Origin of the sequence: Amycolatopsis sp. 195334CR (genome assembly GCF_017309385.1) — a bacterium.
In the GTDB taxonomy this organism is placed as follows: Bacteria; Actinomycetota; Actinomycetes; order Mycobacteriales; family Pseudonocardiaceae; genus Amycolatopsis.
Genome location: NZ_JAFJMJ010000001.1, coordinates 2847995 through 2872064 on the forward strand (window position 1 = coordinate 2847995; position 24070 = coordinate 2872064).

A 24070-nucleotide genomic window follows, 5' to 3' on the forward strand; every position below is an offset into this window, starting at 1 on the left:
TCAGCGGTCACAACCACCTAGGAAGGTTTTCCCGCTATGTCCCGACGAATGCTCGCCGCGCTGGCCGCGGCGCTGACCATGCTGGGGCTGGTGGTGATGCCGGCGTCGGCGTCGTCACCAGTGGCTGCCGCGGCCCAGACGCTGACCTGGACTTCGGACGAGAACGTCACCAAGTACACCTCCGCGCCCACCACCGCGGTGGCCGGCGAGACCACCATCGTCTTCGAGAACAGCGTGGCGACCGGGAACGACACCGGCATGCTCCACACGCTGACCTTCGACACCTCCACGCCGGGCTACAACCACGACGCGCAGGTGAACATCACGGCCAGCCCGTCGGACGCGAACCAGGGCCGCCACGAGCTGACGGTCACCCTGACGCCGGGCAAGTACCGCTACTTCTGCGCGCTGCCGGGGCACAGCTCGATGCAGGGCGAGTTCGTGGTCACCGAAGGCGGTGGCGGGGAGGACACCACGCCGCCGGTGGTCACCGCGAAGGTGACCGGGGAGCAGAACGCGGACGGCGACTATGTCGGTTCCGCCGCGGTCGAACTGTCCGCCACCGACGACAACTCGGGCGTGGACAAGGTCGAGTACCAGCTCGACGGCGGTGCGTGGACCGCTTACACCGCCCCGGTCCAGGTGACCGCGGTCGGCGCGCACATGGTCCACTACCGCGCCACGGACAAGGCGGGCAACGCCTCCCAGGAGGGCATGTCGTCGTTCACCATCGTCGAAGGCGGTGGCGGCGAGGACACCACCCCGCCGGTGGTCGCCGCGAAGGTGACCGGCAACCAGGACCCCGACGGCAACTACGTCGGCTCGGCCTCGGTCGAGCTGACCGCCACCGACGAGGGTTCGGGGGTGGACAAGGTCGAGTACCAGCTCGACGGGGGCGCCTGGACCGCTTACACCGCACCGGTCGTGGTCTCGACGCCGGGCGCGCACATGCTGCACCACCGCGCGACCGACAAGGCGGGCAACACCTCCGCGGAGGGCATGGCGCACTTCACCGTGGTCGAAGAAGGCGGTGGTGAGGACACCACCCCGCCGGTGGTCGCCGCGGTGATCGAAGGCACGCAGAACTCGGACGGCGCCTACGTCGGTTCGGCTTCGATCAAGCTGAACGCGACCGACGAGGGTTCGGGTGTGGACAAGGTCGAGTACCAGCTCGACGGCGGTGCGTGGACCGCTTACACCGCACCGGTCCCGGTGACCGCGCTCGGCGCGCACACGGTCAAGTTCCGGGCCACGGACAAGGCGGGCAACGCCTCCGCGGAGGGTTCGTCCGCGTTCACCATCGTCGAGGGCAGCGGTGACGTCGAGCCGCCCAAGACCTCGATGGCGGTGACCGGGACGCAGAACTCGAACTGGGCCTACGTGGACAAGGCGACGGTGACGCTGACCGCCACCGACACCGGTTCCGGCGTGGACAAGATCGAGTACCAGCTGGACGGGGCCGCCTGGGCGGCCTACGCGGCCCCGGTCGAGGTGACCGCGGTCGGCACGCACACGGTCAAGTACCGGGCGTCGGACAAGGAAGGCAACGTGGCCGACGAGCGCACCGGCACGTTCACCGTGGTCAAGGGCGGTTCCGGGCCGGGGCAGGACGTCTGCCCGGATTCGGACCTGCGCTCGACGGTGATCATCGGTGGCATCGACAGCCAGGTGCGCAACGTCGACATCGGCAACGGCTGCACGATCAACGACGTCATCGCCGAGAACGCCGAGTACGCGACGCACACGAAGTTCGTGCGCCACGTCAAGGCGGTGACGAAGGAACTCGTCGGGTACGGCGTGCTGACCAGTGCCAACCGGGACCGGATCATCACCGCCGCGATCAACTCCGACATCGGGATGCAGACCAGCAACGCGGTCTGATCCTCCGGGCGGTTTCGTGGGTGCGTAGGGCTTTCCTACGCACCCACGACCATTTCCCAGGCCTGCCGGACTTCCGGCATCGGCGGGTTCTGCTCGGTGCTCGCGCCGAAGAAGGCGCACAGCGACTGCGTGTCGGTGTACCAGAGCACGTTGTTCCCGCTGGTCGCGGCGATGTCGTGCGACTTGCCCCGCAGGTCGCCGCCGGTCCAGTCCTCTTCGGAGAGCCACTGGGCGCCGGGCAGTTCGGTGAACTCCTCGTTGAGCCTGCCGCAGGTTTGCGGGCTGTCCGAGGACAGGTAGTTCGCGAAGTAGGCGATGCCGTCGACGTCGAAGCGGCAGCGCACGTGGTTGCGCGCCGAGTACAGGTCGCCCTGGCTGGCGGTGCCCATGACGTTGACGCACTCGTCGGCCTTCCCCGCGGCGGATCCGGCGAACGCGATCAGCTGCTGGTCGCCGCGGAAAGCCGGGTTGTCCGGGGGTGCTGACGGCGTCGGGCCCGCCACCGCGGTGCCGATGGTGTCCGGGCGCAGCAGCGCGGCCGCGGTCACCCCCGCGGCGGCCAGCAGGACCACCACGATCGCCGTGGTGATGGCGGCGACCGGCGGTTTCCTGCTTTCGGGCGGCGGTGGCGGGGGCACCGGGGTGGACCGGGGCAGTGGTGGCGGCGGCGGCGTCCACTGTGGACTCCTCACCGGGCCGAGCGCACCCAGCGCGACGCTGGTCTCCGGCGACTCGACGATCGTCGGCAACAGGCCGAGGCGCTCGTTGATCAGCCGGGCCACCAGCGGCATGCGGGTGGCCCCGCCGACCAGGTGGACGGCGGTGAGCGAGGTCGTGCCGACGGTCTCCGCGAGCAGTTCGACGGCCCGTTGCAGGGCCGGTTCGACCAGGGTTTCCAGTTCCTGCCGGGTCAGGTGCGCGTCGGGCTGGGGCGCGGGGAGCGGGATGTCGGTCTGCGCGTACTGCGACAGCGCTTCCTTGCCCGCCCGGACGTCCTCGGCGAGCACGCGGGCCGCGCGCCGGCCCGCCGCGTCGGTCGTCTGGTTCGGCTGGACGCCGAGGTGGTCCAGCAGCAACTGGTCGAGGTCGCGGCCGCCGAAGTCCGGCAGGCCCGCCTCGGCCAGCACGTCCCAGCCGGTGTGCGTCCGCCGCAGGACGGCGACGTCGGTGGTGCCGCCGCCCATGTCGAACACCGCGACCGCCTGGCCCGGCGGCACGTCCGTGGCCTGCGAGGCGGCGGCGACCGGTTCGGCGACGAGCTGGACGTCGCCGTGCCAGCCGGCTTCCCTGGCTGCCGCCAGCAACACCGCGCGGCGCGAGCTGTACCAGTCGGCGGGGTGGGTGAGCACCACCCGATCGGGCGCGGGTACCTCGGCGGCGACCCGGTGCAGCACCGCCGCGATCAGCGAGACCACCGGCACCGCGGCGTCGCCGAGCAGGACCTCGCCCTCGTCGATGCGTTCCTTGGGGTGCGGTTCGAAGCGGGCTGGGTCCAGCCGCGCGCCACGCAGCGCCTCCCGGCCGACGACCAGACCGCCGTCGCGCCCGCGCAGCACCGCGGACGGCAGCACCGGCCAGCCGTCGAACAGCAGCAGGCGCGGCGGCCCACCGTCGGCCCGGACCGCGGCGACGGTGTTGGAGGTCCCGAAGTCGACAGCGAGTTCACGCACGGCCAGACGGTACTGAGGTGATCGTGTCCAGACGGCCGTTGTAGCCGAAAAGCGATGTGCCGCTTTTCCGCGCTCGGGCATGATCGTGTGGTGGCTGACTCCGCGGCGTTCACCCTGGCTGACAACTGGTACGGCGGCTTCTACGAGCTCGCGCTGGAGCTCGGGCCGACCAGTGACGCGCGGTTGGCGCGGGCGCTGACCGCGCTGGATGAGGCCGTCGCTGTTCCGGGTTGGTACGGGAGCGTCGACCGCGAGCCGCAGGACCAGGCGGCCGTTGGCTGCACCTTCGAGTCCTTGCAGCGGTACCAGCACCTGCGTGGGGTCGTCGCGCTGCCGGACGGGACACCGATCGTGTGCGGGGTGGTTGCCATCCGCGAGGACGACGGGAGCGACTGGCTGGACTTCTACCTGCCGTTGGGTGCGTTGGAAAACGCTGATCCCCGGGTTGGTGCCTACCCGCACCCGTTCGAAGGCGAGGCCGCGCTGGCGCACCTCGCCTGGCGGCGGCCGATCGACGACTGGCTGGCCGAAATCGGCAGGCGGATCTATGCCCGTGCCGGCTTCTCGCTCGGACTGATCGGCGATGAGGTGTCCGGCCGGGTCTACGCCGCCGATCTCGCCGAGGGGCCGCCCGAGCCACGCGGCATCGGTTACCTCGTCCCGGCCCACGGCGATCTCCGTTACTGGCCGGGTACCGGATCGGCGTGATTAACAGAGTGTCCGCTCTGGTAATGGGTTATCCTGGACCTCGATGCGCACCGTCAACCCCGAGCAGCACGCCCGCAAGCGCGCCCAGATCCTGGAGGCCGCCGCGCAGGAGTTCGCCGCGGCCGGGGTCGACGGCACCTCCACCGCGGACATCTGCCGCCGGGCCGGCATCGGCTCGGGCACGCTGTTCCATTACTTCCCGACCAAGCGGGACGTGTTCCACGCATTGTTCAGCGACGACCTGTCGCGCAACGGCGAGGTGTGCGCGCAGGCGCTCGCCGCCGCCGACCCCGCCGACGGCGTGCGGCAGGTGGCCGAGCACCTGATGGCGGATCTGGCGGACCCGCTGGTGCCCGGCCTGATGGCGGCGGCGTTGCTGCAGATCAACCAGGACCAGGAGTTCGCCGAGATGATCGCGGCGGACGAGCTGCGGATCCGGGCCACCCTCACCGAACTGCTCGGGCGGCTGGACCCGGCGCGCCTGGCCTTCCCACCGGCGCGGGCGGCGGTGTGGATCCAGCGCGTCTCGGACGCCGCCTTCCTGGCCGCCGACGAAGCGGGCTTCGACCCGGCCGAGCACCTGGCGGAGTACCGCACCTTCCTCACCTGGCTCCTCGGCGAGTGACGTCACCCGTTCGAGGGCAAGTGGATGACGTTCCGGTCACGCGGGTGGGGTGGCCGTAACGGAGCGCAGTCGGGGCGCGAATTGTTGGGCAATTGCCCGCAGAACTTTCGGAGTCGCCGCCATGACCGCTCAGCCCTACGCGCCCCCGCCGGCGATGCCTCCCGTCAAACCGGCGAAATTCGCCGCGCTCGCCTGGGCCGCGCTCATTCTCGGAATCATCGGCGTGGTCGGTTCGCCGATCATCTTCCTGAACAACCTCACCGCGGTGATCGCCGGAGTGGGGTTCATCCTCGGCGCGATCGCGCTTTTCGGCAGCAAGAAGATCCTCGCCGGGATCGGCGTCGCGCTGTGCGTGGCGGCGATCGTGTTCACCGTGATCGCGCAGCAGGCGGCGGTGGAGAAACTGGACGAGATCCTCAACGGCACCACCAACCAGGGCCAGGTCGGCAACGCCGGCCGGGGCGAGGGCGGGGTGCCCGCGGACAGTCCGACCTGGGGAAAGCGGTACACCTGGGAGAGCGGCCTCGCCGTGGACGTCACCGCTCCGGCCGCGTGCAAGCCGAGCGACTCCGCCGCGCCGCCGAACATCGAGCGCGCGGTCAAGATCACCGTCACGGTGACCAACGGCACCAGCGAACCCTTCGACGCCACCCTCCTCTCCCTCGGTGGTGACGCCCAATTCAACGGCGCCAGGGCCGACCAGGTCTACGATTTCGGCGGTGAATGCGCGGGCGGGCTGGAATCGGCGACCGTGCTGCCCGGGAAAACCTTCACCTATTCGGTCGCCTACGCCGTCGGCCCGCAACCCGGTGAAATGCAAATCAGCTTCCAGCCCGCCTTCGGTGCCGACAAAGCCATCTACGTCGGCGAGGCCTGATCGAGCGAGGCCCGTCGCCGTGCGTAACGGCGGCGGGCCAGTTCGACCACGCCCACCGTGGCCAGCCCGATGCCGAAGGCGACCAGCAGGCCCATCGCCGGGTTGCCGGCGAAGGCCGCCCCGCCCAGGTACCCGACCAGCACGCTGTACACCGCCCAGATCGACGCGCCGAGCGCGTCCAGCGCGACGAACCGCCGCAGCGGGTAGCGCAGGCTGCCGGTGGCCAGGCCGACCGCGACCCGGCCACCCGGCAGGTACCGCCCGGCGATGATCAGCGTGGTGCCGTGCCTGACCAGCTTGTCCCGCACCCACTCGTACCGCCGCCGCCCGCGGTCGCCGCGTTGCAGGCGCGCCAGCGCCCGCGGGCCCGCCCGGCGGCCGATGGCGTGGCTCAGGCAGTCCCCGGCCAGCGCCCCGGCCGCCGCCAGCACGGCCAGCGCCACCAGGCTGCCGGTCGCCTGCCCCAGCAGCACCGCGACGGTGAGCACCGTGGTCTCACTGGGCATGAACGGCAGCAGAGCGTCCAAAGCGGACACGAAGAACACCAGCACCCACAGCCACGGCGAACCCAGCGCGCCGGACACCAGCTCGGCGAACGAGTTCAGGAGATCAAGCATGGGCGCTGGGCCAGAGCGGCGAGGCGGCGCCGGTCACCGAGGGGCTCGAGCACCGGACTGGAGCTGACGCGCACGCTCAGCTCGCGAGCGCGCAGCACCCGGCGCACCGAGGCCAACACCGTGTCGTCGCCGACGAACGCGGGCACCGTGCTCGGCACTTCGCCCTGCCAGTAGGAAATCCGCACCGGCTGGATCGGCGCGCCCGCGTCCAGCGCGGCCTGGAAGGCCGCCCGGCGGAACGGCACCGAATGCACCCCGCAGCACGTGGTGGCTTCCGGGAAGACCACCACGGAACGCCCGGAACGCAAGGTGCGCGCCAGATCCGCCACGGTCCGCGGCAACCCGCGATAGCTGTGCCGGTCGATGAACAACGCCCCCGAGCGCTTCGCCAGGCCGCCGACGAACGGCCACCTCGCGACTTCGCGCTTGGCCAGGAACACCGCGGAATCCAGGGCCAGCAACACCGGGATGTCCAGCCACGAGATGTGGTTCGCCACCACCAAGGTGCCGGGTTCGCTTGGTGTGTAAGCGGAATGGTCGACTTCGACGTCCAGCGCTCGCAACGCCCGCCACGACCGGTCCTGCAGGCTCCCGCCCGCACAAGCGGAAAGCAGCGCGGAAGCCCGGCGCGCGAACACGGCGGTGTCGACCGGCGGCAGTGGATCAGTTATGCACAGGGGTGTGCACGGGCTGTGGATCATCGCACCGCCCCCAGGAAGTAGCGGAGGTAGCGCTCGTTGATCCGGTCCAGCGGCAACAGGATGAAGAAGTCGGCGACGCCGAAATCCGGGTCGTGGGCGGGTTTTCCGCAGATCCACGCGTCGAGCCGGAGGTAACCGCGCAGCAGTGGTGGCACCTGTGCATAACTCGGACGTCCTTCCACCGAAGGAATCCACGGCAGGTGCGGCGTCACCTCGTACGGCCCGGCGTGCTTCGCGGACAGGGCGAGCGTCGAGGCCGCGGCGAAACCACCATCACCGAGCGGGACCGAGGCGCACCCGGCCAGGTACCGGTTGCCGGACAGGTGCGCGTACCTCGCCACAGCCGTCCACATCAGACCGATCACCGCGCCACCCCGGTGGTCCGGGTGCACGCACGAGCGGCCCAGTTCGACCAGCGACGAGCGCAACGGGTCCAGCGCGCCGAGTTCGAATTCGCCCTGCGAGTACAGGAAATCGCTGCGTCCCGGCGGGAGCAGGCGGTAGGTGCCGACCACCTCGCCGGTGGGTTCGTGCCGGACGACCAGGTGGTCACAGAACCGGTCGAACTCGTCGGCGTCGAGTTCGCCGTCGAGCCGGGCGCCCAGCTCACCGGCGAAAACCCGGTAGCGCAACCGCTGGGCGGCGCGGAGTTGCTCGGCGGTGTGCGCGATAGAGGTGGTGTAGACCCCAGCGCGCGCGGGTAGCATCGACAAGGAAGACATGCGTGCCTCTCTCGGGTAACACACGCGCGGATCGTGGTCAGCGGACGCGCGTGCGGTGTCTTCGTCCGGGGTCGCCGAGTTCCCGCTCGGCGGCCCCTTCTCCGTGGGTTCCTAGTAGTCGACTTCGCGCACCCTCCGTCCCGTTTCCTCGACGATGCGGCGGATCTCGGCGACTTCGGCGCTGAGGTGCTCCTGGCCGGCCCGCAGTTCGACGGCCAGGTCGCGCAGCACCCGCTCGCGCCGGGCCGAGGCCACCGTGCTGATGATCTTGCTCAGCTGCAGCACCACCACGATGACCAGCGCCATGCCGAAGACGATGGAGACCATCGTGATGGTGGTTTCCTGCCAGCTCATCGATCCTCCCCCTGCCGCTCGGACAGCGTCGGCACCGCGGCGGCGATCGTCGCCGGGCTGAGCCGGACCGCGAACGCCGTTGCCTCGAAGTACTTCATGAGTTTTCCGTCCTCACCGGTTTCCAGCGTGCCGACGACGAGTCCGGCCGCCTCCAGCCGCTGGAGGTGCATGTGCAGCAGCGGCCTGCTGATGCCGAGTTCCCTGGCCAGCTTGCTGACGTACTGGCGCCCACCGGCCAGCGCGCCGATCACGCGCAGCCGGTGGGGGTTCGCCAGCGCGGTCAGCGTGCGCAGGAGCGCGTCGCCGGTCTCGGGCATCGGACTCATCCCCTCACGTGTAAGGAAAGGCTGACAGGTGCGCGGCACCGCGGCCATCGGCGGCGGGCGATCTCCGGGAGAACTCAGGGTTGAGCCCCGAGTGGTAATAATGGAGACTACTCTCTAAAACAGGAGGTGCCCACGATGTCCGTGCTGCCCCCGGGACAACGGCCCGCCGCACGTCAGCGGTTCGGCCTGCCCGAGTTCGCCCGCGTCCGGCCGGAGGTGCCCGCGCGCCCGGTGGTCACGGTGACCGGTGTGGTCCGCCGCCCGGTGCAGCTCGACCTGGCCGAACTGCTCGGGGAACCCCGGCGGGAGCAGGTCGCCGACCTGCACTGCGTGACCACTTGGAGCGCTCTTTCCCTGCGCTGGGGCGGGGTGCCGTTCCGCCAGGTGCACGAGTTCCTGTCGCGGCGCGTGGCACCGCACCCGAAGTGCCGCTGGGTGGTTTTCGCCGGGCTGGATGGGTTTCGCGCTTGCCTCGCGCTGGAGGACGCGCTCGCCGACGACGTGCTGCTCGCCGACTCCCTTGCCGGGCAACCGCTCGATGCCGACGCGGGCGCGCCGCTGCGACTGGTCGCGCCGGCGCACTACGGGTACAAGGGCGTCCGCCACGTCTGCGCCATCGAATACCGGACCCGCTACGACCAGGGTTCCGCGCGCTGGAAGGCGCACCGGCGCGGCCGGGTGGAGCTGGAGGAGCGCAGCGCCCTGCTGCCGGGCCGGATCTGGCGCCCGCTGTGGCGCCGTTTCGCGCCTGTGGGTACTTCTACCGCCACCAAGGATTGACCTCCGCTACGGCGATCGTACGATACAAGAGGAAAACCGATCACCAAGTCGGACGATCTCGTTAGAATGAATTAGTGCACTTTCCTTAAGCGGTCCTACCAGCACCTATGTCGATGACCTTGCTCGTTACGCACCGACCGGGTGAACCAACTTTTGGTGATGTTGACACAGTGTTGACCTACTCGTCAGTACGCCCAGTGTCGATGGTCCGGTCGGCTCGGCCGAAACGCCGAAATGGCGGATTGGCCGCCGGCCCCCCGGCGTGCGGAAATATTGCGGCATCCCAAACGGCGATCGGCCGCCGGGAAATCCCCTTGAGAAAGGTCTCTGCTGGATGGACCTCCGGTACGAAGCATTCTGCTTCGCGGATCCGCTGTTCTTCGACGAACAGCGCGACGACAGCCAGGCGAAGGAAGATTTCGCCGCGCTGCTGCCGTCGCTGGACTCCGGGTGGCGGTCCGGCGAGCGCGGGATCTGGCGCTCGCTGTCCCCGGCGGACGCGGTTTTGCCTGCTCAGGGCTGGAAGATCCATGTTTCGGCCGGGATGGCGAACGCCGAGCGGGTACTGCTCGCGGTGGCTGCCTACTGCGTCGAGCACCGCATCGCCTTCAAGCACCTGCGCAGCCGGGCGATCCTGCTGGCGCGCAATTCGAAATATGCGCCGCGAGATGGTAGTGGCAAGCTGATAACCATTTATCCGCCGGATGAAGAGAGTCTCCAGCGGGTGCTGGCCGACCTTTCCGCCGAGCTGAAGGGTGAGTCCGGCCCGTACATTCTCAGCGACCTCCGTTACGGGGAAGGGCCGCTCTACGCCCGTTACGGCGGTTTCGCCGAGCAGTGGGTGGAAGCCGACGGCACCCGGGTGCTGGCGATCAGCAAGCCGGACGGCACGCTGGTACCGGACAAGCGCGGGCCGAGCTTCCACGTGCCGGACTGGATCGAGCTGCCGGAATGCCTCGCGCCGCACCTGGCGGCCCGCAAGGGCGGCGATCCCGCGCAGTTCCCGTACCAGGTGTCGAAATCGCTGCACTTCTCCAACGGCGGCGGGGTCTACCTGGCCAAGCGGCTGGCCGACGACCACGAGCTGGTGCTCAAGGAAGCGCGTCCGCACGCCGGCCTGGACCGCGACCTGGTGGACGCGGTGGCGCGGCTCGAACGCGAGCACCGGATCCTCCAGCGACTGGCGGGCATCCCCGGCATTCCCGAGGTCTACGACCGCTTCCAGGTCTGGGAGCACCACTTCCTCGCGATGCAGTTCGTGCCGGGCAAGCCGGTCGGCTCCTGGCTCGCCCGCAACTACCCGCTGACCAGGCGGGACGCCACCGAGCAGGACATCGCCGAGTACACCGAGCGCGCGCTGGCGCTGTTCGGCCGCGTCGAGCGGCTGGTCGCCGAGGTGCACGAACGCGGGGTGGTCTTCGGTGACCTGCACGCGCTGAACGTGCTGGTGGACGACGAGAACGACGACGCGGTCTCCCTGATCGATTTCGAGCTGGCGGCGGGAATCGAGGAGGAGGCCAAGCCGGCGCTCGGCGCGCCCGGCTTCCGCGCGCAGCGGGATCGCACCGGTTTCGAGATCGACGAGTACGCGCTGGCCGCGCTTCGGCTGTGGTTGTTCCTGCCGCTCAACACGATCCTCGAACTGGCGCCGGCCAAGATCGCTTCGCTGGTGGAGTTCGCCGAGCGCCGGTTCCCCCTGCCCGAGGGGTACGGCCGGAGCATTCTCGACGTGCTCACCCCGCGCGGGGACGCCGAGTCGCGTCCGGCCGTCACCCCGCTCGACGAGACCAAGCCGGACTGGGCGTTGGTGCGCAAGTCGATCGCGACGGCGATACTGGCCAGTGCCACCCCGGACCGGCACGACCGGCTCTTCCCCGGTGACATCCAGCAGTTCGAGGTCGGCGGGCTCGGCTTCGGCTACGGTGCCGCCGGCGTGCTGCACGCGCTGCACGTCACCGGGGAGGGCCGGTACCCCGAGCACGAGCAGTGGCTGCTCGACGCGGTCCGCCGGACCCCGCCCAGCCGCCCCGGTTTCTACGACGGCACGCACGGCATCGCCTACGTGCTGGAGAACTTCGGGCACCACGACCGGGCCGACGAGCTGATCGCGGCCTCCCGGCGCCTGGTCCAGACCACCACCGACCACAACCTCGAAGGCGGGCTGGCCGGGATCGGCCTGAACTACCTGCACTTCGCCGGGACCCGGCGGGACAGCGAGTTCGAGCAGGCCGCGATCACCATCGGCGAGCAGCTCGGCGACGCGCTGGGCACCGACGGCGGACCGCTGCAGTACGCCAGGGCCGGGCTGATGAGCGGCTGGTCCGGGCCGGGCGTGCTGTTCGTGCGGTTGTTCGAGGCCACCGGCGACCAGGCCTGGCTGGACCTGGCGGCGAAGGCGGTCGAGCGCGACCTCGAGGAGTGCGTGCCCGCCGACGACGGCTCACTGCAGGTGCGCGACGGCGGGTCCCGGACGCTGCCGTACGTCGGCATGGGCAGTGCCGGGGTGGCGATGGCCGCCGAGCAGCTGGCCGCGCACCGGCCGGACGCGCCCTGCCTGGAGAAGCTGCCGCGGCTGCTGGACGCCTGCCGCGGTGAGTTCGCCATCCACCCCGGCCTGATGCTCGGCCGCGCCGGGCTGATGGCCACCCTGTTCGCCGAGGTCCAGCGCACCGGTGACCCGGTCGCGCGGGCGGCGGTGGACCTGCACCTGTCGCGGTTCGCCTGGTACGCGCTGCCGTACCGGGACGGGCTCGCCTTCCCGGGCAACCAGCTGCTGCGGTTGTCGATGGACCTCTACACCGGCGGTGCCGGGGTGCTCCTCGCCCTGGCCGCCACCCTCGACGGGAACGGCGCCGTGCTGCCGTTCCTGTCCCCCGGACCCCGGTCGAGCACGACCGGCGGATGAACACCCGACGAAAGGAACTCCCATGGAGCTCGTTCTGGACCTGCAGGCCATGGAAGACACCGAGGGCCCCCAGTTCGGCGGCGGCAGCGGTGGCGGCGGTGGCGGCTCGAACCTGAGCCTGCTCGCCTCCTGCGACAACAGCACCATCTCCCTGCTGACCTGCCACTGAGCTAGGCGCGGCTAGGCGAGACGCGGGAGCGGCACAGGCCAAGTGCGCCGCTCCCGCGTTCTTATCTAACCCGGTACGGGCAGGCGGGCAACAGTGGTTCGGAAGGTGGGACACGCCGATGCGGGGTGATCGGTTGCTGGCCGAGGTGGCCGGCGGGGACCGCACCCGGCTCGGGCTGGTGCTGCTGACCGCGCTCACCGCGACCACCGCGGGCCTGCTGCTGCCCGGCGCGCTCGCCGGCGCGGTGGACGCCGCGATCTCCGGCCAGCGCAGCTGGCCCCAGGTGCTGTGGCTGCTCGGCCTCGGCGCCATCGACATCACCGCCGACGTGCTCGGCGGACTGCTCACCGTGGTCGTCACCAGCACGGCCACCGCGACCCTGCGGCGACGGCTCACCCGGCACCTGCTCGGCCTCGGCACCCGCTCGCGGTTCGCCGACGGCGACGCGATCAGCCGGCTCACCGGCGACTGCGTGAGCGCCGGTTCGGTCGCCTCCATCCTGGTGCAGCTGGGTTCGGCGGCCTGCCTCTCGGCCGGCGCCATCGTGCTGCTGGCGGTGCTGGACTGGCGGCTCGCCCTGGTTTTCCTCGGCAGCGTGCCGGTCGCGCTCTGGCTGGCCCGCTCCCACCTCCGGCACACCGCCGACGACGTGCTGACCTACCAGCGCGTGTCCGGCGAGATCGGCGCACGCCTGCTCGACGCCATCCGCGGCCTGCGGACCATCGCCGCCTCCGGCACCGCCGAGCGCGAGACGCGCCGGGTGCTGCGCCCGCTGCCCGAACTCGGCCGGGCTGGGTCCGGGATGTGGCAGACCCAGGCGCGGATGATCTGGCGTGCCGCCCTCCTGCTGCCCGCGGTCGAGGTCGCGGTGCTGATCGCCGCCGGTTTCGGCGTGTTGCAAGGCCGCCTGAGCGTCGGCGACGTGCTCGCCGCACTCGGGTACGTCGCGCTCGGCATGGGCCTGGTCGGTCAGATCCCGCTGCTCACCACGCTGGCCAGGGCGCGCTCGTGCGCGCAGCGGATCAGCGAGGTGCTCGACGAACCGCTGCCGCACCGCGGCCGCGCCGATGTGCGCCCCGGTCCCGGTTCGGTGGAACTGCGGCGGGTCACCGTTCCCGGCGCGCTGTCCGAAGTGGACCTGACCATTCCCGGCGGCACCTTTCTCGCCGTGGTGGGGAAATCCGGGTCCGGCAAGTCCGCGCTGGTCGGGGTGGTCGGCGGGTTGATCCGGCCGGAGGAGGGCCGGGTACTGCTCGACGGCGTGTCCACCGGCCGCCTGCGGCCCGAGGTGCTGCGGTACTACGTGGCCTACGCGTTCGAGCGGCCCGCGCTGCTCGGCGCCACGGTTGCCGACGCGGTCTCGTACGGGACGTGGGCCGGGGAGATCGCCGTCCGCAACGCGTGCCGGACCGCGCAGGTGCACGATCTGGTGGTGCGCCTGCCCGACGGTTACCGCACGCCGTTGTCGGAAACCCCGTTGTCCGGTGGGGAAGCCCAGCGGCTCGGCCTGGCGCGCGCGATCGTGCGCAACCCGCGTGTGCTGGTGCTCGACGACGCGACCGCCAGCCTCGACACGGTCACCGAGGTCCAGGTCGACGAAGCCATCGAAACCGCGCTGCCGGGGCGCACCCGGCTGGTGGTCACGCACCGGGCCGGGACCGCGGCCCGCGCGGATCTGGTGGCGTGGCTGGAAAACGGGCGCGTGCGGGCGGTCGGCCCGCACGACGTGCTGTGGCAGGAACCCGGCTACCGCTCGGTTTTCACCGAGTCCGTTGTGGACACCGAGCGATGAGCGTCGTCCGGTTGTACTGGGGATCGCTCGGCAGGCAGTGGCGGGGCGGGCTGGTCCTGTTCGGCTGTTCGGTGCTGGAAAGCGTGCCCGCCTTCCTGTCCGGGCGGCTGGTCGCGCTGTCCGTGGACCGCGGGTTCGCCGCGGGCGCACCGCTGACCGGCGTGCTGTGGCTGCTGGTCTTCGCGCTGGTCGCGGTGGTCGGCGCACTGGGGTCACGGCTGGTGTGGCGGCAGCTCGGCATGGTGATCGAACCCCTGCGCGACGCACTGGTGACCGCGGTGGTCGGCGGTGTCCTGCGCAACGGTGCCACCAGCCGGAACGCGCCCGACGCCAGCGGGGTCGCCCGCATCACGCAGCACGTCGAGGTCATCCGCGACGCCACGGCCGGGCTCCTGGTGCAGGCACGCGGAATGCTGGTGACCACGGTCGCCGCGATCGCCGGGTTGTTCACCGTGGCGGGCGGCCTGGCGTGGCTGGTGGCGATCCCGGTGCTGACCGCGCTCGCGTTGTTCGCCTGCCTGCTGCCCGCGCTCGCGGCCCGTCAGCGCGCGGTGGCCATCGCGGACGAACGCACCGCGGAGGTGGCCGGTGGGGTGCTCGTCGGCATGCGGGACGTGGTGGCGTGCGGGGCCGAGCAGACCGCGGGCATGGCGGTGTTCGACGCCGTCGACGACCAGGCGCGCGCCGCGGTCCGGATGGCGAAGGCGACCGCGCTGCGCACGCTGGTCATCGCGATCGGCGGCTTCTCCCCGCTGATCCTGGTGCTGCTCAACGCACCCGGCATGGTGGCCGCGGGGGAACTGACCGCCGGCGCCGCGCTCGGTTCGCTGGTCTACCTCGCCACCACCATGCAGCCCGCACTGCAGGGCTTGGCGTCCACCGCGAGCACGGTGGTGCTGCGCCTGTTGGTCGCCGTCCGCCGACTGTCCGAAGTGGCCGGTTCGCCGGAACCACCCAGCGGTGACGCCGAACCGGCGGGCGCGGCGATTTCCGTGCGGGGACTGACGTTCGGCTGGGGCGAGCACGCGGAACCGGTGGTGCGCGGGCTGGATCTGGACCTGGTGCCCGGTGACCACCTCGCGGTGGTCGGCCCGAGCGGGATCGGCAAGTCGACCCTGGCCGGGCTGCTCACCGGACAGCTCGAACCGCAGGATGGCGTGGTGCGGCTCGGCGGGGTGCCGGTGCGGTCGGTGCGGGCGGAGTCGGTGCACCGGATGGTGGCGCTGATCCCGCAGGAGGCGTACGTCTTCGCCGGGACCGTGCGGGAGAACCTGGCGCTGTTCGCCCCCGAGGCGACCGACGACCGGTTGCACGAAGCCGCGCGTGCGGTCGGCGCCGGGGCACTCGTGGACCGCCTCGGCGGGCTGTACGGCGAAATCGGCCACGCCGCGGAAGGGCTTTCCGCCGGGCAGGCCCAGTTGCTCGGCCTGGCCAGGGTGTACGCGAGCCAGGCGGAAGTGATCATCCTGGACGAGGCGACCGCCCACCTCGACCCGGCCGCCGAAGCCCACGCGGAACGGGCTTTCGCCGCGAGGGGCGGGATTCTGGTGGTCATCGCGCACCGGCTCAGCTCGGCGCTGCGGGCGAACGGCCTCCTGGTGATGGACGGCGACCACACCCTGCTGGGCACGCACGAAGGGCTGCTGGCCGAGTCTGCCAGGTACGCCGAGATGATGCGTGCCTGGACCGGCCCGCCCGAGCGGGTGCGGGCCTCGTAACCTACCGCCGTGACTGCGGAAACCGATGGCAACCCGTTCGACGGCGGGGTCAGCTGGGACCGGCGCGGCGAGCACTGGGTCGGCGTGTTCCACCCCGGCTACCTCAGCCTCTTCCGCGAGCACATCGCCACCCTGCGCGGGATCATCCGGCGCCGCCTCGACCAGCACGCGGCCGGCGTGCCGGAGCGCGAACCGGATCCGCGGGTGGCGGCGATCCTGCGGTTGCGCGGCGGCGACGGGCGCTCGGAACTGGAGATCCTCTTCCCGGTGGTGAACCGCCTCGCCGAGGTCGAAGCCGAGGTGCCGGAGTCCGGCGGGGTGGTGGAACTGCGCGGCTGGGAGGACCGGTACCGCTGGGGCTCGGCCGCGCTGGACGTCTGCATCGCCATCACCGAGTGGGTCCAGCGCTGGTCGCGCGGGGAACAGGTGGACGGCGCGCCCTGCCCCGACCCGGCCGCGCTGGTGCTCTGGAGCAGGCAGTGCGAATGGCTCAACGAGCACATCGTGGTGCCGCTGCGGCCGCTGGTGGACCCGGCCCCGGAGAGCTGACCGCCGACCGGCCCCTTGTTACTCACCAGTAAGACTGGCACAATTTTCCTGATCGTCTCCGGCCGGAACCGGGTACGATAACCCGCGCTCGGGCGGACCGAAGGGTGGCACGCCGCATGGGGTTGACCGTTGCGCGCACCGTGGTGCGCCTCCTGGCCGAGGCCGGGGTGCGACGCGCGTACGCGGTTCCCGGTGAATCCGTGGTCGACCTGCTGGAAGCGCTCCAGGTGGAACCCCGCCTCAACCTGGTCTCCGCGCGCCACGAAGCCGGCGCCGCCTTCATGGCCGACGCCGACGGCAAGCTCTGCGGCACCCCCGCGGTCGCGGTGGCGGGCAGCGGTCCCGGCGCGGCGAGCATGACGGCCGCGGTGCACACCGCCTTCCAGGACGAGACGCCGATGGTGGTGCTGCTCGGCCAGGTACCCTCCGGCGACCTCGGCGAGGAGACCTTCCAGGAGGTCGACCTGGTCCGGCTGTACGCGCCGCTGGCCAAGTGGACGGCGCAGGCGGCCACCCCGGACGAGGTGCCCGGCCTGCTCGCCGAGGCGCTGCACGCGGTGAACACCGGCCGCCAGGGGCCCGCCGTGCTCTCCGTGCCCGCCGACTTCTGGGCGCGCCCGTTCGAGAGCGTGGTGCAGCGACCGGCCGAGGTCGCCGTGCCGCCCGGCTCGCTGGAGCGGCTGGCCGGCGAGGTGGCGCGGCTGGTCGACGACGCGCGGTACCCGGTGATCATCGCCGGTGGCGGCGTGCGGCTGGCCCGCAAGCAGCTGATCGACGCGGTGGACCACCTCGGCCTGGCCGTCTACACCGCGTTCCGCAGGCAGGACGCCTTCCCGGAGAACCACCCGAACTACGTCGGCCACCTCGGCCACCACGTCCCGGACGACCAGCTCCGCGCGCTGGAGCAGGCGGACCTGGTGCTCGCGCTGGGCACCCGGCTGGACGAGGTGACCACGCAGCGGTACCGCTACCCGGCCTACACCCAGCCGCTGGTGATGGTCGGCGGCGGCCGTCCCGGGCCGCGGCGGCGCGGCCTGACCTTCCACGTCGACACCGACGTGGCCCGGTTCCTCAGCGAACTCCGGCAGGCCGCCAAACCGCGCAAGCGCAACTGGACGGTCGCGCACCAGGCGGTCAAGGAGTTCATGCGCCCACCGCAGCGCGGCACCTCGGGACCGGTCCACCCGGCCGACGTGGTGCGCTCGCTGCGCCAGCTGGCCCCCGAGGACACCGTGGTGACCAGCGACGCGGGCAACTTCGCCGCCTTCGTCCACCGGTACTGGTGCTTCACCCAGCCGCGCACGCAGCTCGGCCCGTGCAACGGCGCGATGGGCTACGCGGTGCCCGCCGCGGTGGCCGCGAAGCTGGCCGAACCGCACCGGACCGTGGTCGCCATGGTCGGCGACGGCGGCGCGCTGATGACCGGGCAGGAGATCGAGACCGCGGTGCGCCACCGGGCCCCGGTGATCGTGGTGGTGTTCCAGAACGGCCTCTACGGCGCGATCGCCGCGCACCAGGCCCGCTCGCACGGCCGGTTGTCCTCTGTGGCCGTCGGAACGGTGGATTTCGCTTCCTGGGCAAGGGGTCTGGGCGCGGCCGGGTACACCGTCAACGACCAGGAGGAGCTCGAACCGGCGTTGGCCAGCGCGTTGATGCGGCAGCGGCCGTGCGTGGTCGACGTGCGCACCGATCCCGACGTGATCGCCCCCGACCAGCGGCTGAGCAGCATGCTCCGGTCCCGGCTGGAGAGCTGACGCGCGAAGCCTTCTCACTGACCGGTTTTTGTCGGTCCGCCGTGGCACAATCGGCGGCACACGGACCGAGCGGTACGGGGTCCGCGGAGAGAGGGTGGCGAACATGGGGAACGAAACAGCGGGGCATCCGGCCAGGACCTCCGGCGTGGCGCCGGTGGCCTTCAGCAACACCGAGGCGCCGGAGCCGATCAAGTCGATGACCAGCGCGGCCGACCGGGACGCGGTCACCCGGTCCCCGTTCTCGGCCGAGGTGGCGAGCGGCAGGCGGACCGGGGAATAGCTCCGGGTCGGGCAGATCACCCGGACGGGCCTCATCACTGGCGGGCGGCCCCGGTTGTGTGCTTTACTTCCGGTGGTCTCAAGCTTTTGTGTTCGTGCTGGGTGCTGACACCCGTTCTCTTCTCAGCCACGCTCGCAAGACTTAGCGGGCGTAGTGCGTTCCCCACTCGGGGAGGCAAACCGTTCCGTTTTGACCCGGGTGGCCGGCCTGGCCCCTCGTTTGTTTTTACGCATGGAGATTGTTTTATATGACTCAGGGCACCGTGAAGTGGTTCAACTCCGAGAAGGGGTTCGGCTTCATCACTCCCGACAACGGCGGCGGCGACGTCTTCGTTCACTACTCGGAGATCCAGGGCAACGGCTTCCGCACGCTGGAGGAGAACGCTCGCGTCGAGTTCGAGATCGGCCAGGGCCAGAAGGGCCCGCAGGCCACCTCGGTCAACGTCATCTGACCTGACCCTCAGCTCTTCGACGAAGGGGCTGTCACCGTTGCTACCGGTGGCGGCCCCTTCGCCGTATCTCCACCCGGTTCTCCACCCTCGGGCGGGTTCCGCGAGCCGGGCGCGCACCTAGGCTGACCAGGTGAAGTCTTCCGGTGGCATCGCCCCGTCCTGGGTGATCATCCAGGGCCTCGGCACGGTGCTGATCGCCTTCTTCCTGATCGTCTCCGACGACCGCGACCCGTGGGTCTGGGCCGGGTACGGGGTGTCGGCCGCGGCCTGGCTGGTCTTCGTGGCGACCCTGGGCAGGCGGCCGCGGCTCGCCGTGCCGATGCTGGTCGTCTCCACCGCGACCGCCGCCGCGCTGGCCGGGCCCGCCGCCGGCCTGACCGCGACGATCATCACCCTGCTCACCATCGGGCGGTTCGCCGGGCTCACCATCGCCGGTGGCCGGCTGATCGCCGCAGTGGTCGGCCTCGACCTGGTGCTGGTGATCGGCAGCTGCCTGCTCTGGGACCGCCCGGCCTGGGACGTCGGCGGCGCGTCCGCCGCGGTGCTGGTCTCCGCGTTGTGCGGGCTCAACCGCCGCCAGACCGACCTCCGCGTGCGGCAGACCGAGCAGCTGCTCGAACAGACCCGCCTCGCCCACGCCGAGCACGCCAGGGCGGCGGCGCTCGACGAACGCACCCGCATCGCCCGCGAGATCCACGACGTGCTCGCGCATTCCCTTGGCGCGCTGGGGGTTCAGCTCGAACTGGCGGAGGCGCTGCTGGCCGAGCGCGACGACCGCGACGCCGCGCTCACCACGATCCGCCGGTCGCGGCGGCTGGCGGTGGACGGGCTCGGGGAGGCCCGCGAGGCGGTGGCCGCGCTGCGCCAGGACTTGCCGTCGCTGCCGGAGGCGGTCGCCCGGCTGGTCGAGGTGCACCGGCGCGATCGCGGTCCGGTCGACCTTGACCTGTGCGGTGAGGTGGTCGCGGTGCCGACGGTGGCCACCGTGGCGCTGACCGCGGTCGCCCGCGAAGCGCTGACCAACGCGGCCAAGCACGCCCCCGGGGCGCGGGTCGAGGTGCTGCTGCGGTCCGGTGACCAGGGCGTTCGCCTCGAGGTGGCGAACGGGCTGCCGCCGGGACCCGGTCGGGGGAAGGGCTTCGGGCTGACCGGTATGCGCGAGCGGCTGGAGCTGGCCGGTGGCACCCTGAACGCGGGACCGGACGGGGGAGAGCGATGGCTGGTGACGGCGGAGGTGCGGCGATGATCAAGGTCATCGTCGCGGACGACCAGCAGGCCGTGCGCGAGGGCCTGGCCGCGTTGCTCGGCATGGCCGGGGACGTGCTGGTCACCGGGACCGCGGCGAACGGCCGCCAGGTGCTCGACCTGCTCGCCGCCGGGACCGAGGCCGACGTGGTGCTGATGGACCTGCGCATGCCGGTGCTCGACGGGGTGGCGGCGACCACCCGGATCACCGCCGAGCACCCCGGGATCGCGGTGGTCGTGCTGACCACCTACGCGGACGACGAGTCGATCGGCGGCGCGCTGCGCGCCGGGGCCCGCGGTTACCTGACCAAGGACGCCGGGCGGACGGAGATCGCCACCGCGTTGCGCTGCGCGGTGGCCGGTCAGTCGGCCTTCGACCCGGCGGTGACCCAGCGCCTGGTCGAGGCGCTGGACGCGCCGCCGGCCACCCGCGTGCCGCCCGATCGGCTGACCACGCGCGAGGCGGAGGTGCTGGGCCTGATCGGCGGCGGGCTGACGAACGCCGAGATCGCGGCGCGGCTGTTCATCGGGGAAACCACGGTCAAAACGCACATCAACAACGCGTTCGCGAAGATCGGCGTCCGGAATCGCGCGGAAGCCGTGCGCTATGCGTACCAGCACGAGCTGGGCTGATTTCGATTCGGTTGTGCCCCGCAGGTCGGTGGTGACGGTCGCGGTATCTCCTATACGTTCATGCGCGTACGCAGGAGGGGTGGAGGAATCCGATGACGAGCACCGGTAGCACCGGCAGCGTGGCGACGCCGCCCCGGCCGCCCAGCTCCGGGCCGCCGCGCGGGCCGGGCGCGGAACCGCCGCCGACCACGGCGGAGACGCGGACCGGGCTCGCCGGGCTCTTCGCGCTGCCGGGACTGGCCGTGCGCGCGGTGGTGCGGTCGGCCGCGGCCACGCCGGGCAGGCTGTCGGTGATCGCGGTCGGCTTGGTGCTGCTCGCGCTGATCGCCGGCATCATCGGCGCGATCTCGGTGCAGGGCAAGAAGGACACCATCAACGAGCTGATCGACCACCGCGAACCGCTGGCGGTGGCGGCGCAGCAGGTGTACCGCTCGCTCTCGGACGCCGACGCGACCGCGGCCAGCGCCTTCCTCGCCACCGGCACCGAACCGCCCGCGCTGCGGTCGCGGTACGAGCTGGACGTGGCGCAGGCCGGTTCCGCGCTGGCGAAGGCGGCCTCCGACGCGGGCGGGGTGCCCGAGGCGGCCGCCCAGGTCGACGTGATCAACCAGCAGTTCCCGGTCTACACCGGGCTGATCGAGACGGCCCGCGCGAACAACCGCCAGGGCTTCCCGGCCGGTGCCTCCTACCTGCGCGAGGCGTCCGAGCTGATGCGGACGAAGATCCTGCCCGCCGCGGCCGACCTCTACCGCATCGACACCGAGCGGCTGCTGACCGAGCAGGACGACGCCACCGACGTGCCGTGGGTGGCCGGCGTGCTCGTGCTCGCGCTGCTCGGGTCGCTGATCGCCACCCAGGTCCACCTCAAGCGCCGGACCAACCGCGTGCTCAACGTCGGCCTGCTGGTGGCCACCGGCGCGGTGGTGCTCGCGCTGCTCTGGAGCGCGGTGGCGCTGGTGGTGCAGGGCATCGCGGTCGGCAGCGGCAGCGAGAACGGCACCCGCCAGGTGGACCTCGCGGTGCAGGCGCGGATCGCCGCGCAGCAGGCCAGGGCGGACGAGACGCTGACACTGGTCGCGCGCGGGGACGGCGCCAAGTACGAGAAGGAGTTCACCGAGCTGACCACGAAGATGGTCGGCCCGCCCGAAGCGGGTGGCAAGGGCGGGCTGCTCGGTGAGCTGCGCACACTGGCCGCCGACGGTGGTGACACCGAGCAGGTCGACCGCGCGATCACCGAGGCGGGCACCTGGCTGCAGGCGCACCGCAAGGTCCGCGAGAACGACGACAGCGGGAAGTACGACGAAGCCGTCAGCCTGGCCATCGACGAGCGGATGGCCGACGGGTCCACCGGCGCCTTCCTGCGGATGGACGAGAGCCTGGTCGAGGTGATCAAGGACGGCAGGCAGGAGTTCCTCGACGAGACCTCCTTCGCCGACGGCGCGCTGACCCTGCTGGCGCCCGGGGTCGCCGTGCTCGCGGTGATCGCCGCGGCCGGGGCGACGATGGGGATCCGGGAAAGGCTGATGGAGTACCGATGACGCACAAGAGGACCCGGATCGCACTGGCACTTCTCGCGGTGGGCGTGTTGCTCGCCGGGTGCGGGAGCGCGGGCACCCCGGTGGAGCCGGCGCCGATCGCGTCGGCAGCGCGGCCGCTCCCGGCGAACGTGGTGGAGGGCGCCGAACCGCCGCCCGAGCCCAAGGGCGAGGACTGCAACGCCACGGCGAGCCTGCGCCCGGAGGGCACCGGCATGCCGCCCGGTTCGACCATGGACAAGATCAAGGAACGCGGGCAGCTGATCGTCGGCGTCGACCAGACCACCTACCTGTTCGGCTTCCGCAACCCGACCAGCGGTGAGCTGGAGGGGTTCGACATCGACATCGCGAACGAGGTGGCGAAGGCCATCTTCGGCAACGCGTGGCGCTCGCACATCCAGTACCGCGCGATCTCCTCGGCCCAGCGGACGGAGCTGCTGAAGCAGAACGAGGTGGACATCGTGGTGCGGACGTTCAGCATCACCTGCGGCAGGCTCAAGGACATCGGGTTCTCGTCGGTCTACTACACCGCCGGGCAGCGGCTGCTCGCGCCGAAGAACGCCAACGTCCGCAGCCTCGCCGACCTGGCGGGCAAGCGGGTGTGCGCGACCAGCACCTCGACCTCGTCGAAGGTGATCGCCGCGGACGTGAACAACCCGGTGCTGGTGACCGTGGAGAACTGGTCGGACTGCATGGTGCTGCTCCAGCAGAACCAGGTGGACGCGGTGTCCACCGACGACACCATCCTGGCCGGCATGGCCGAGCAGGACCCGACGACCAAGGTGGTCGGCGAGCCGTTCACCGTGGAGTCCTACGGCATCGGCGTGCCGAAGCAGAACACGGACATGATCAAGTTCGTGAACGCGGTGCTGGAGGGCGTGCGGAACGGGCCGTGGCAGGAGAGCTACAACCGCTGGCTCTCGGAAAGCCTTGGCCCGGCGAACCCACCGCAGCCGACCTACCGCTGAGGCCGGTGGCCGAGCAGGGCGGAGATCTCGCCCGCCGCGTGGCGGGTGCGGCGGCCCGCGTCGTGCAGGCGGTCGCCGAGGCGTGACTTCGGCGCGGCGAGGTTCAGCGCCGCCACGGCTCGGCCGCGGAAGTCCCTGATCGGCGCGGACACCCCGACCAGCCCCGGCTCGTACTCCTCGTCGACCACCGCGTACCCCCGCTCGCGCACCCGGTTCAGCTCCACCCACAGCTCGGCGATGCTGCGGGGCCGGATCGGGTGCTCGGCGCAGAGCGGTTCGGTGGTGCCGAACCGGATGTGCAGCTCGTCCGGGGTGAGATCGGTCAGCAGCACCCGACCGACCGAGGTGCACGCCGAATGCGTCGAGTGCCCCTCGCTCCCCGCCAGCCGGAACGAGTGGCCCGGCGACACCGAGAACACCGTCAGCACGCCGTTCTCCCGCAACACGCACAGGTGCGTGGTCTCCTCGACTTCGGCGGCCAGCCGGTGCATCACCGGTTCGGCCTGCCGCTCCAGCCGCGTCTCGGCGGCCCGCGAGACCAGCGCGAACAGCCGCCAGCCCAGCTGGTAGCGCAGCGTGCCGGGGTGCCGCTCGACCACGCCCTCCTCGGCCAGCGCACGCATCGCCCTGGACACCTGGCTCTTCTCGCGGCCGGTCAGCTCGGCCAGCCGGAGCACGCCGAGCCCGTCCGCGGCGGCGGCCTCCGGCGAGGCGAGCGCTTCGAGCAGGGCGAAGTCCCGGCGCAGGCCGGCGCCTCGCTGCGGGTCCCGGGGCACCGGACCAGCATATGCGCGGTAGTTGCCACCAGCG

General features: G+C 71.4%; 24 protein-coding genes. 17 read left to right on the forward strand and 7 right to left on the reverse strand.

What is annotated here, in order from left to right; genetic code table 11:
- Positions 1–36 precede the first annotated feature (36 nt).
- The gene (locus JYK18_RS13930) at positions 37–1881 is read left to right on the forward strand and encodes an OmpL47-type beta-barrel domain-containing protein (protein WP_206802476.1); all 1845 of its coding nucleotides are present in this window, start codon (positions 37–39) and stop codon (positions 1879–1881) included.
- 35 nt (positions 1882–1916) lie between these two features.
- On the opposite strand, the gene JYK18_RS13935 is transcribed toward JYK18_RS13930, so the two are convergent.
- Positions 1917–3551 carry an Hsp70 family protein gene (locus JYK18_RS13935; protein WP_206802477.1) on the reverse strand — a complete coding sequence of 545 codons (1635 nt, stop codon included), beginning with the start codon at positions 3549–3551 and terminating at the stop codon, positions 1917–1919.
- 90 nt (positions 3552–3641) lie between these two features.
- On the opposite strand from JYK18_RS13935, the gene JYK18_RS13940 reads away from it, so the two are divergent.
- From JYK18_RS13940 to JYK18_RS13950, 3 genes are all read left to right on the forward strand, one after another.
- Positions 3642–4259: a hypothetical protein gene (locus JYK18_RS13940; protein ID WP_206802478.1), complete on the forward strand. Its 618-nt coding sequence runs from the start codon at positions 3642–3644 to the stop codon at positions 4257–4259.
- A gap of 43 nt (positions 4260–4302) precedes the next feature.
- Positions 4303–4884 (forward strand): TetR/AcrR family transcriptional regulator, encoded by a 582-nt coding sequence (locus JYK18_RS13945; protein WP_206802479.1) that lies wholly within the window; start codon positions 4303–4305, stop codon positions 4882–4884.
- 121 nt (positions 4885–5005) lie between these two features.
- Positions 5006–5761, forward strand: coding sequence for a hypothetical protein (locus tag JYK18_RS13950; RefSeq protein WP_206802480.1), 756 nt, complete (start codon positions 5006–5008; stop codon positions 5759–5761).
- Here JYK18_RS13950 and JYK18_RS13955 read toward each other — a convergent pair.
- The 5 genes from JYK18_RS13955 to JYK18_RS13975 all read right to left on the reverse strand — a co-directional run bounded on the left by JYK18_RS13955 (position 5743) and on the right by JYK18_RS13975 (position 8472).
- Complete coding sequence (locus JYK18_RS13955; protein WP_206802481.1) at positions 5743–6378, reverse strand: DedA family protein; 636 nt, start codon at positions 6376–6378, stop codon at positions 5743–5745. The genes JYK18_RS13950 and JYK18_RS13955 overlap by 19 nt on opposite strands.
- Positions 6363–7079, reverse strand: a complete 717-nt coding sequence (locus JYK18_RS13960; RefSeq protein ID WP_206802482.1) for a lysophospholipid acyltransferase family protein — start codon at positions 7077–7079, stop codon at positions 6363–6365. The genes JYK18_RS13955 and JYK18_RS13960 overlap by 16 nt, the downstream gene beginning before the upstream one ends.
- Positions 7076–7801 (reverse strand): GNAT family N-acetyltransferase, encoded by a 726-nt coding sequence (locus JYK18_RS13965; RefSeq protein ID WP_374195015.1) that lies wholly within the window; start codon positions 7799–7801, stop codon positions 7076–7078. Before JYK18_RS13965 ends, JYK18_RS13960 begins: the two co-directional genes overlap by 4 nt.
- Positions 7802–7912: 111 nt before the next feature.
- Positions 7913–8155: a hypothetical protein gene (locus tag JYK18_RS13970; RefSeq protein ID WP_206802483.1), complete on the reverse strand. Its 243-nt coding sequence runs from the start codon at positions 8153–8155 to the stop codon at positions 7913–7915.
- The gene (locus JYK18_RS13975; protein ID WP_206802484.1) at positions 8152–8472 is read right to left on the reverse strand and encodes a winged helix-turn-helix domain-containing protein; all 321 of its coding nucleotides are present in this window, start codon (positions 8470–8472) and stop codon (positions 8152–8154) included. Before JYK18_RS13975 ends, JYK18_RS13970 begins: the two co-directional genes overlap by 4 nt.
- A 144-nt stretch (positions 8473–8616) precedes the next feature.
- Here JYK18_RS13975 and JYK18_RS13980 point away from each other — a divergent pair, with 144 nt between their 5' ends.
- From JYK18_RS13980 to JYK18_RS14040, 13 genes are all read left to right on the forward strand, one after another.
- Entirely contained in the window at positions 8617–9261 is a 645-nt protein-coding gene (locus JYK18_RS13980; protein WP_206802485.1) for a molybdopterin-dependent oxidoreductase, read from the forward strand.
- A 334-nt stretch (positions 9262–9595) separates the two neighbouring features.
- Positions 9596–12166, forward strand: coding sequence for a class III lanthionine synthetase LanKC (lanKC, locus tag JYK18_RS13985; protein WP_206802486.1), 2571 nt, complete (start codon positions 9596–9598; stop codon positions 12164–12166).
- Between the two features lie 22 nt (positions 12167–12188).
- Positions 12189–12335 (forward strand): SapB/AmfS family lanthipeptide, encoded by a 147-nt coding sequence (locus JYK18_RS13990; RefSeq protein WP_206802487.1) that lies wholly within the window; start codon positions 12189–12191, stop codon positions 12333–12335.
- A gap of 118 nt (positions 12336–12453) precedes the next feature.
- Positions 12454–14127 (forward strand): ABC transporter ATP-binding protein, encoded by a 1674-nt coding sequence (locus tag JYK18_RS13995; protein WP_206802488.1) that lies wholly within the window; start codon positions 12454–12456, stop codon positions 14125–14127.
- Positions 14124–15845: an ABC transporter ATP-binding protein gene (locus JYK18_RS14000; RefSeq protein ID WP_206802489.1), complete on the forward strand. Its 1722-nt coding sequence runs from the start codon at positions 14124–14126 to the stop codon at positions 15843–15845. The genes JYK18_RS13995 and JYK18_RS14000 overlap by 4 nt, the downstream gene beginning before the upstream one ends.
- Before the next feature lie 9 nt (positions 15846–15854).
- Complete coding sequence (locus JYK18_RS14005) at positions 15855–16394, forward strand: hypothetical protein (protein ID WP_206802490.1); 540 nt, start codon at positions 15855–15857, stop codon at positions 16392–16394.
- Between the two features lie 116 nt (positions 16395–16510).
- Positions 16511–18148 (forward strand): thiamine pyrophosphate-binding protein, encoded by a 1638-nt coding sequence (locus JYK18_RS14010; protein ID WP_206802491.1) that lies wholly within the window; start codon positions 16511–16513, stop codon positions 18146–18148.
- 103 nt (positions 18149–18251) lie between these two features.
- Positions 18252–18428 (forward strand): hypothetical protein, encoded by a 177-nt coding sequence (locus JYK18_RS14015; protein ID WP_206802492.1) that lies wholly within the window; start codon positions 18252–18254, stop codon positions 18426–18428.
- A gap of 247 nt (positions 18429–18675) precedes the next feature.
- Positions 18676–18879 (forward strand): cold-shock protein, encoded by a 204-nt coding sequence (locus JYK18_RS14020; RefSeq protein WP_206802493.1) that lies wholly within the window; start codon positions 18676–18678, stop codon positions 18877–18879.
- Between the two features lie 130 nt (positions 18880–19009).
- Positions 19010–20125, forward strand: coding sequence for a sensor histidine kinase (locus tag JYK18_RS14025; protein ID WP_206802494.1), 1116 nt, complete (start codon positions 19010–19012; stop codon positions 20123–20125).
- The gene (locus tag JYK18_RS14030; RefSeq protein ID WP_206802495.1) at positions 20122–20757 is read left to right on the forward strand and encodes a response regulator transcription factor; all 636 of its coding nucleotides are present in this window, start codon (positions 20122–20124) and stop codon (positions 20755–20757) included. The genes JYK18_RS14025 and JYK18_RS14030 overlap by 4 nt, the downstream gene beginning before the upstream one ends.
- A gap of 92 nt (positions 20758–20849) precedes the next feature.
- Positions 20850–22295 (forward strand): hypothetical protein, encoded by a 1446-nt coding sequence (locus JYK18_RS14035; RefSeq protein WP_242579105.1) that lies wholly within the window; start codon positions 20850–20852, stop codon positions 22293–22295.
- Complete coding sequence (locus tag JYK18_RS14040) at positions 22292–23260, forward strand: glutamate ABC transporter substrate-binding protein (protein WP_206802496.1); 969 nt, start codon at positions 22292–22294, stop codon at positions 23258–23260. The genes JYK18_RS14035 and JYK18_RS14040 overlap by 4 nt, the downstream gene beginning before the upstream one ends.
- On the opposite strand, the gene JYK18_RS14045 is transcribed toward JYK18_RS14040, so the two are convergent.
- Positions 23251–24036: an IclR family transcriptional regulator gene (locus JYK18_RS14045; protein WP_206802497.1), complete on the reverse strand. Its 786-nt coding sequence runs from the start codon at positions 24034–24036 to the stop codon at positions 23251–23253. The genes JYK18_RS14040 and JYK18_RS14045 overlap by 10 nt on opposite strands.
- Between the last annotated feature and the right edge of the window lie 34 nt (positions 24037–24070).

Coding starts and splice junctions, on each gene's coding strand:
- JYK18_RS13930 (WP_206802476.1), top strand. CDS start 37: ATGTCCCGACGAATGCTCGCCGCGCTGGCCGCGGCGCTGACCATGCTG.
- JYK18_RS13945 (WP_206802479.1), top strand. CDS start 4,303: ATGCGCACCGTCAACCCCGAGCAGCACGCCCGCAAGCGCGCCCAGATC.
- JYK18_RS13950 (WP_206802480.1), top strand. CDS start 5,006: ATGACCGCTCAGCCCTACGCGCCCCCGCCGGCGATGCCTCCCGTCAAA.
- JYK18_RS13955 (WP_206802481.1), bottom strand. CDS start 6,378: ATGCTTGATCTCCTGAACTCGTTCGCCGAGCTGGTGTCCGGCGCGCTG.
- JYK18_RS13960 (WP_206802482.1), bottom strand. CDS start 7,079: ATGATCCACAGCCCGTGCACACCCCTGTGCATAACTGATCCACTGCCG.
- JYK18_RS13965 (WP_374195015.1), bottom strand. CDS start 7,801: ATGTCTTCCTTGTCGATGCTACCCGCGCGCGCTGGGGTCTACACCACC.
- JYK18_RS13970 (WP_206802483.1), bottom strand. CDS start 8,155: ATGAGCTGGCAGGAAACCACCATCACGATGGTCTCCATCGTCTTCGGC.
- JYK18_RS13975 (WP_206802484.1), bottom strand. CDS start 8,472: ATGCCCGAGACCGGCGACGCGCTCCTGCGCACGCTGACCGCGCTGGCG.
- JYK18_RS13980 (WP_206802485.1), top strand. CDS start 8,617: ATGTCCGTGCTGCCCCCGGGACAACGGCCCGCCGCACGTCAGCGGTTC.
- lanKC (WP_206802486.1), top strand. CDS start 9,596: ATGGACCTCCGGTACGAAGCATTCTGCTTCGCGGATCCGCTGTTCTTC.
- JYK18_RS13990 (WP_206802487.1), top strand. CDS start 12,189: ATGGAGCTCGTTCTGGACCTGCAGGCCATGGAAGACACCGAGGGCCCC.
- JYK18_RS13995 (WP_206802488.1), top strand. CDS start 12,454: ATGCGGGGTGATCGGTTGCTGGCCGAGGTGGCCGGCGGGGACCGCACC.
- JYK18_RS14000 (WP_206802489.1), top strand. CDS start 14,124: ATGAGCGTCGTCCGGTTGTACTGGGGATCGCTCGGCAGGCAGTGGCGG.
- JYK18_RS14010 (WP_206802491.1), top strand. CDS start 16,511: ATGGGGTTGACCGTTGCGCGCACCGTGGTGCGCCTCCTGGCCGAGGCC.
- JYK18_RS14015 (WP_206802492.1), top strand. CDS start 18,252: ATGGGGAACGAAACAGCGGGGCATCCGGCCAGGACCTCCGGCGTGGCG.
- JYK18_RS14020 (WP_206802493.1), top strand. CDS start 18,676: ATGACTCAGGGCACCGTGAAGTGGTTCAACTCCGAGAAGGGGTTCGGC.
- JYK18_RS14030 (WP_206802495.1), top strand. CDS start 20,122: ATGATCAAGGTCATCGTCGCGGACGACCAGCAGGCCGTGCGCGAGGGC.
- JYK18_RS14035 (WP_242579105.1), top strand. CDS start 20,850: ATGACGAGCACCGGTAGCACCGGCAGCGTGGCGACGCCGCCCCGGCCG.
- JYK18_RS14040 (WP_206802496.1), top strand. CDS start 22,292: ATGACGCACAAGAGGACCCGGATCGCACTGGCACTTCTCGCGGTGGGC.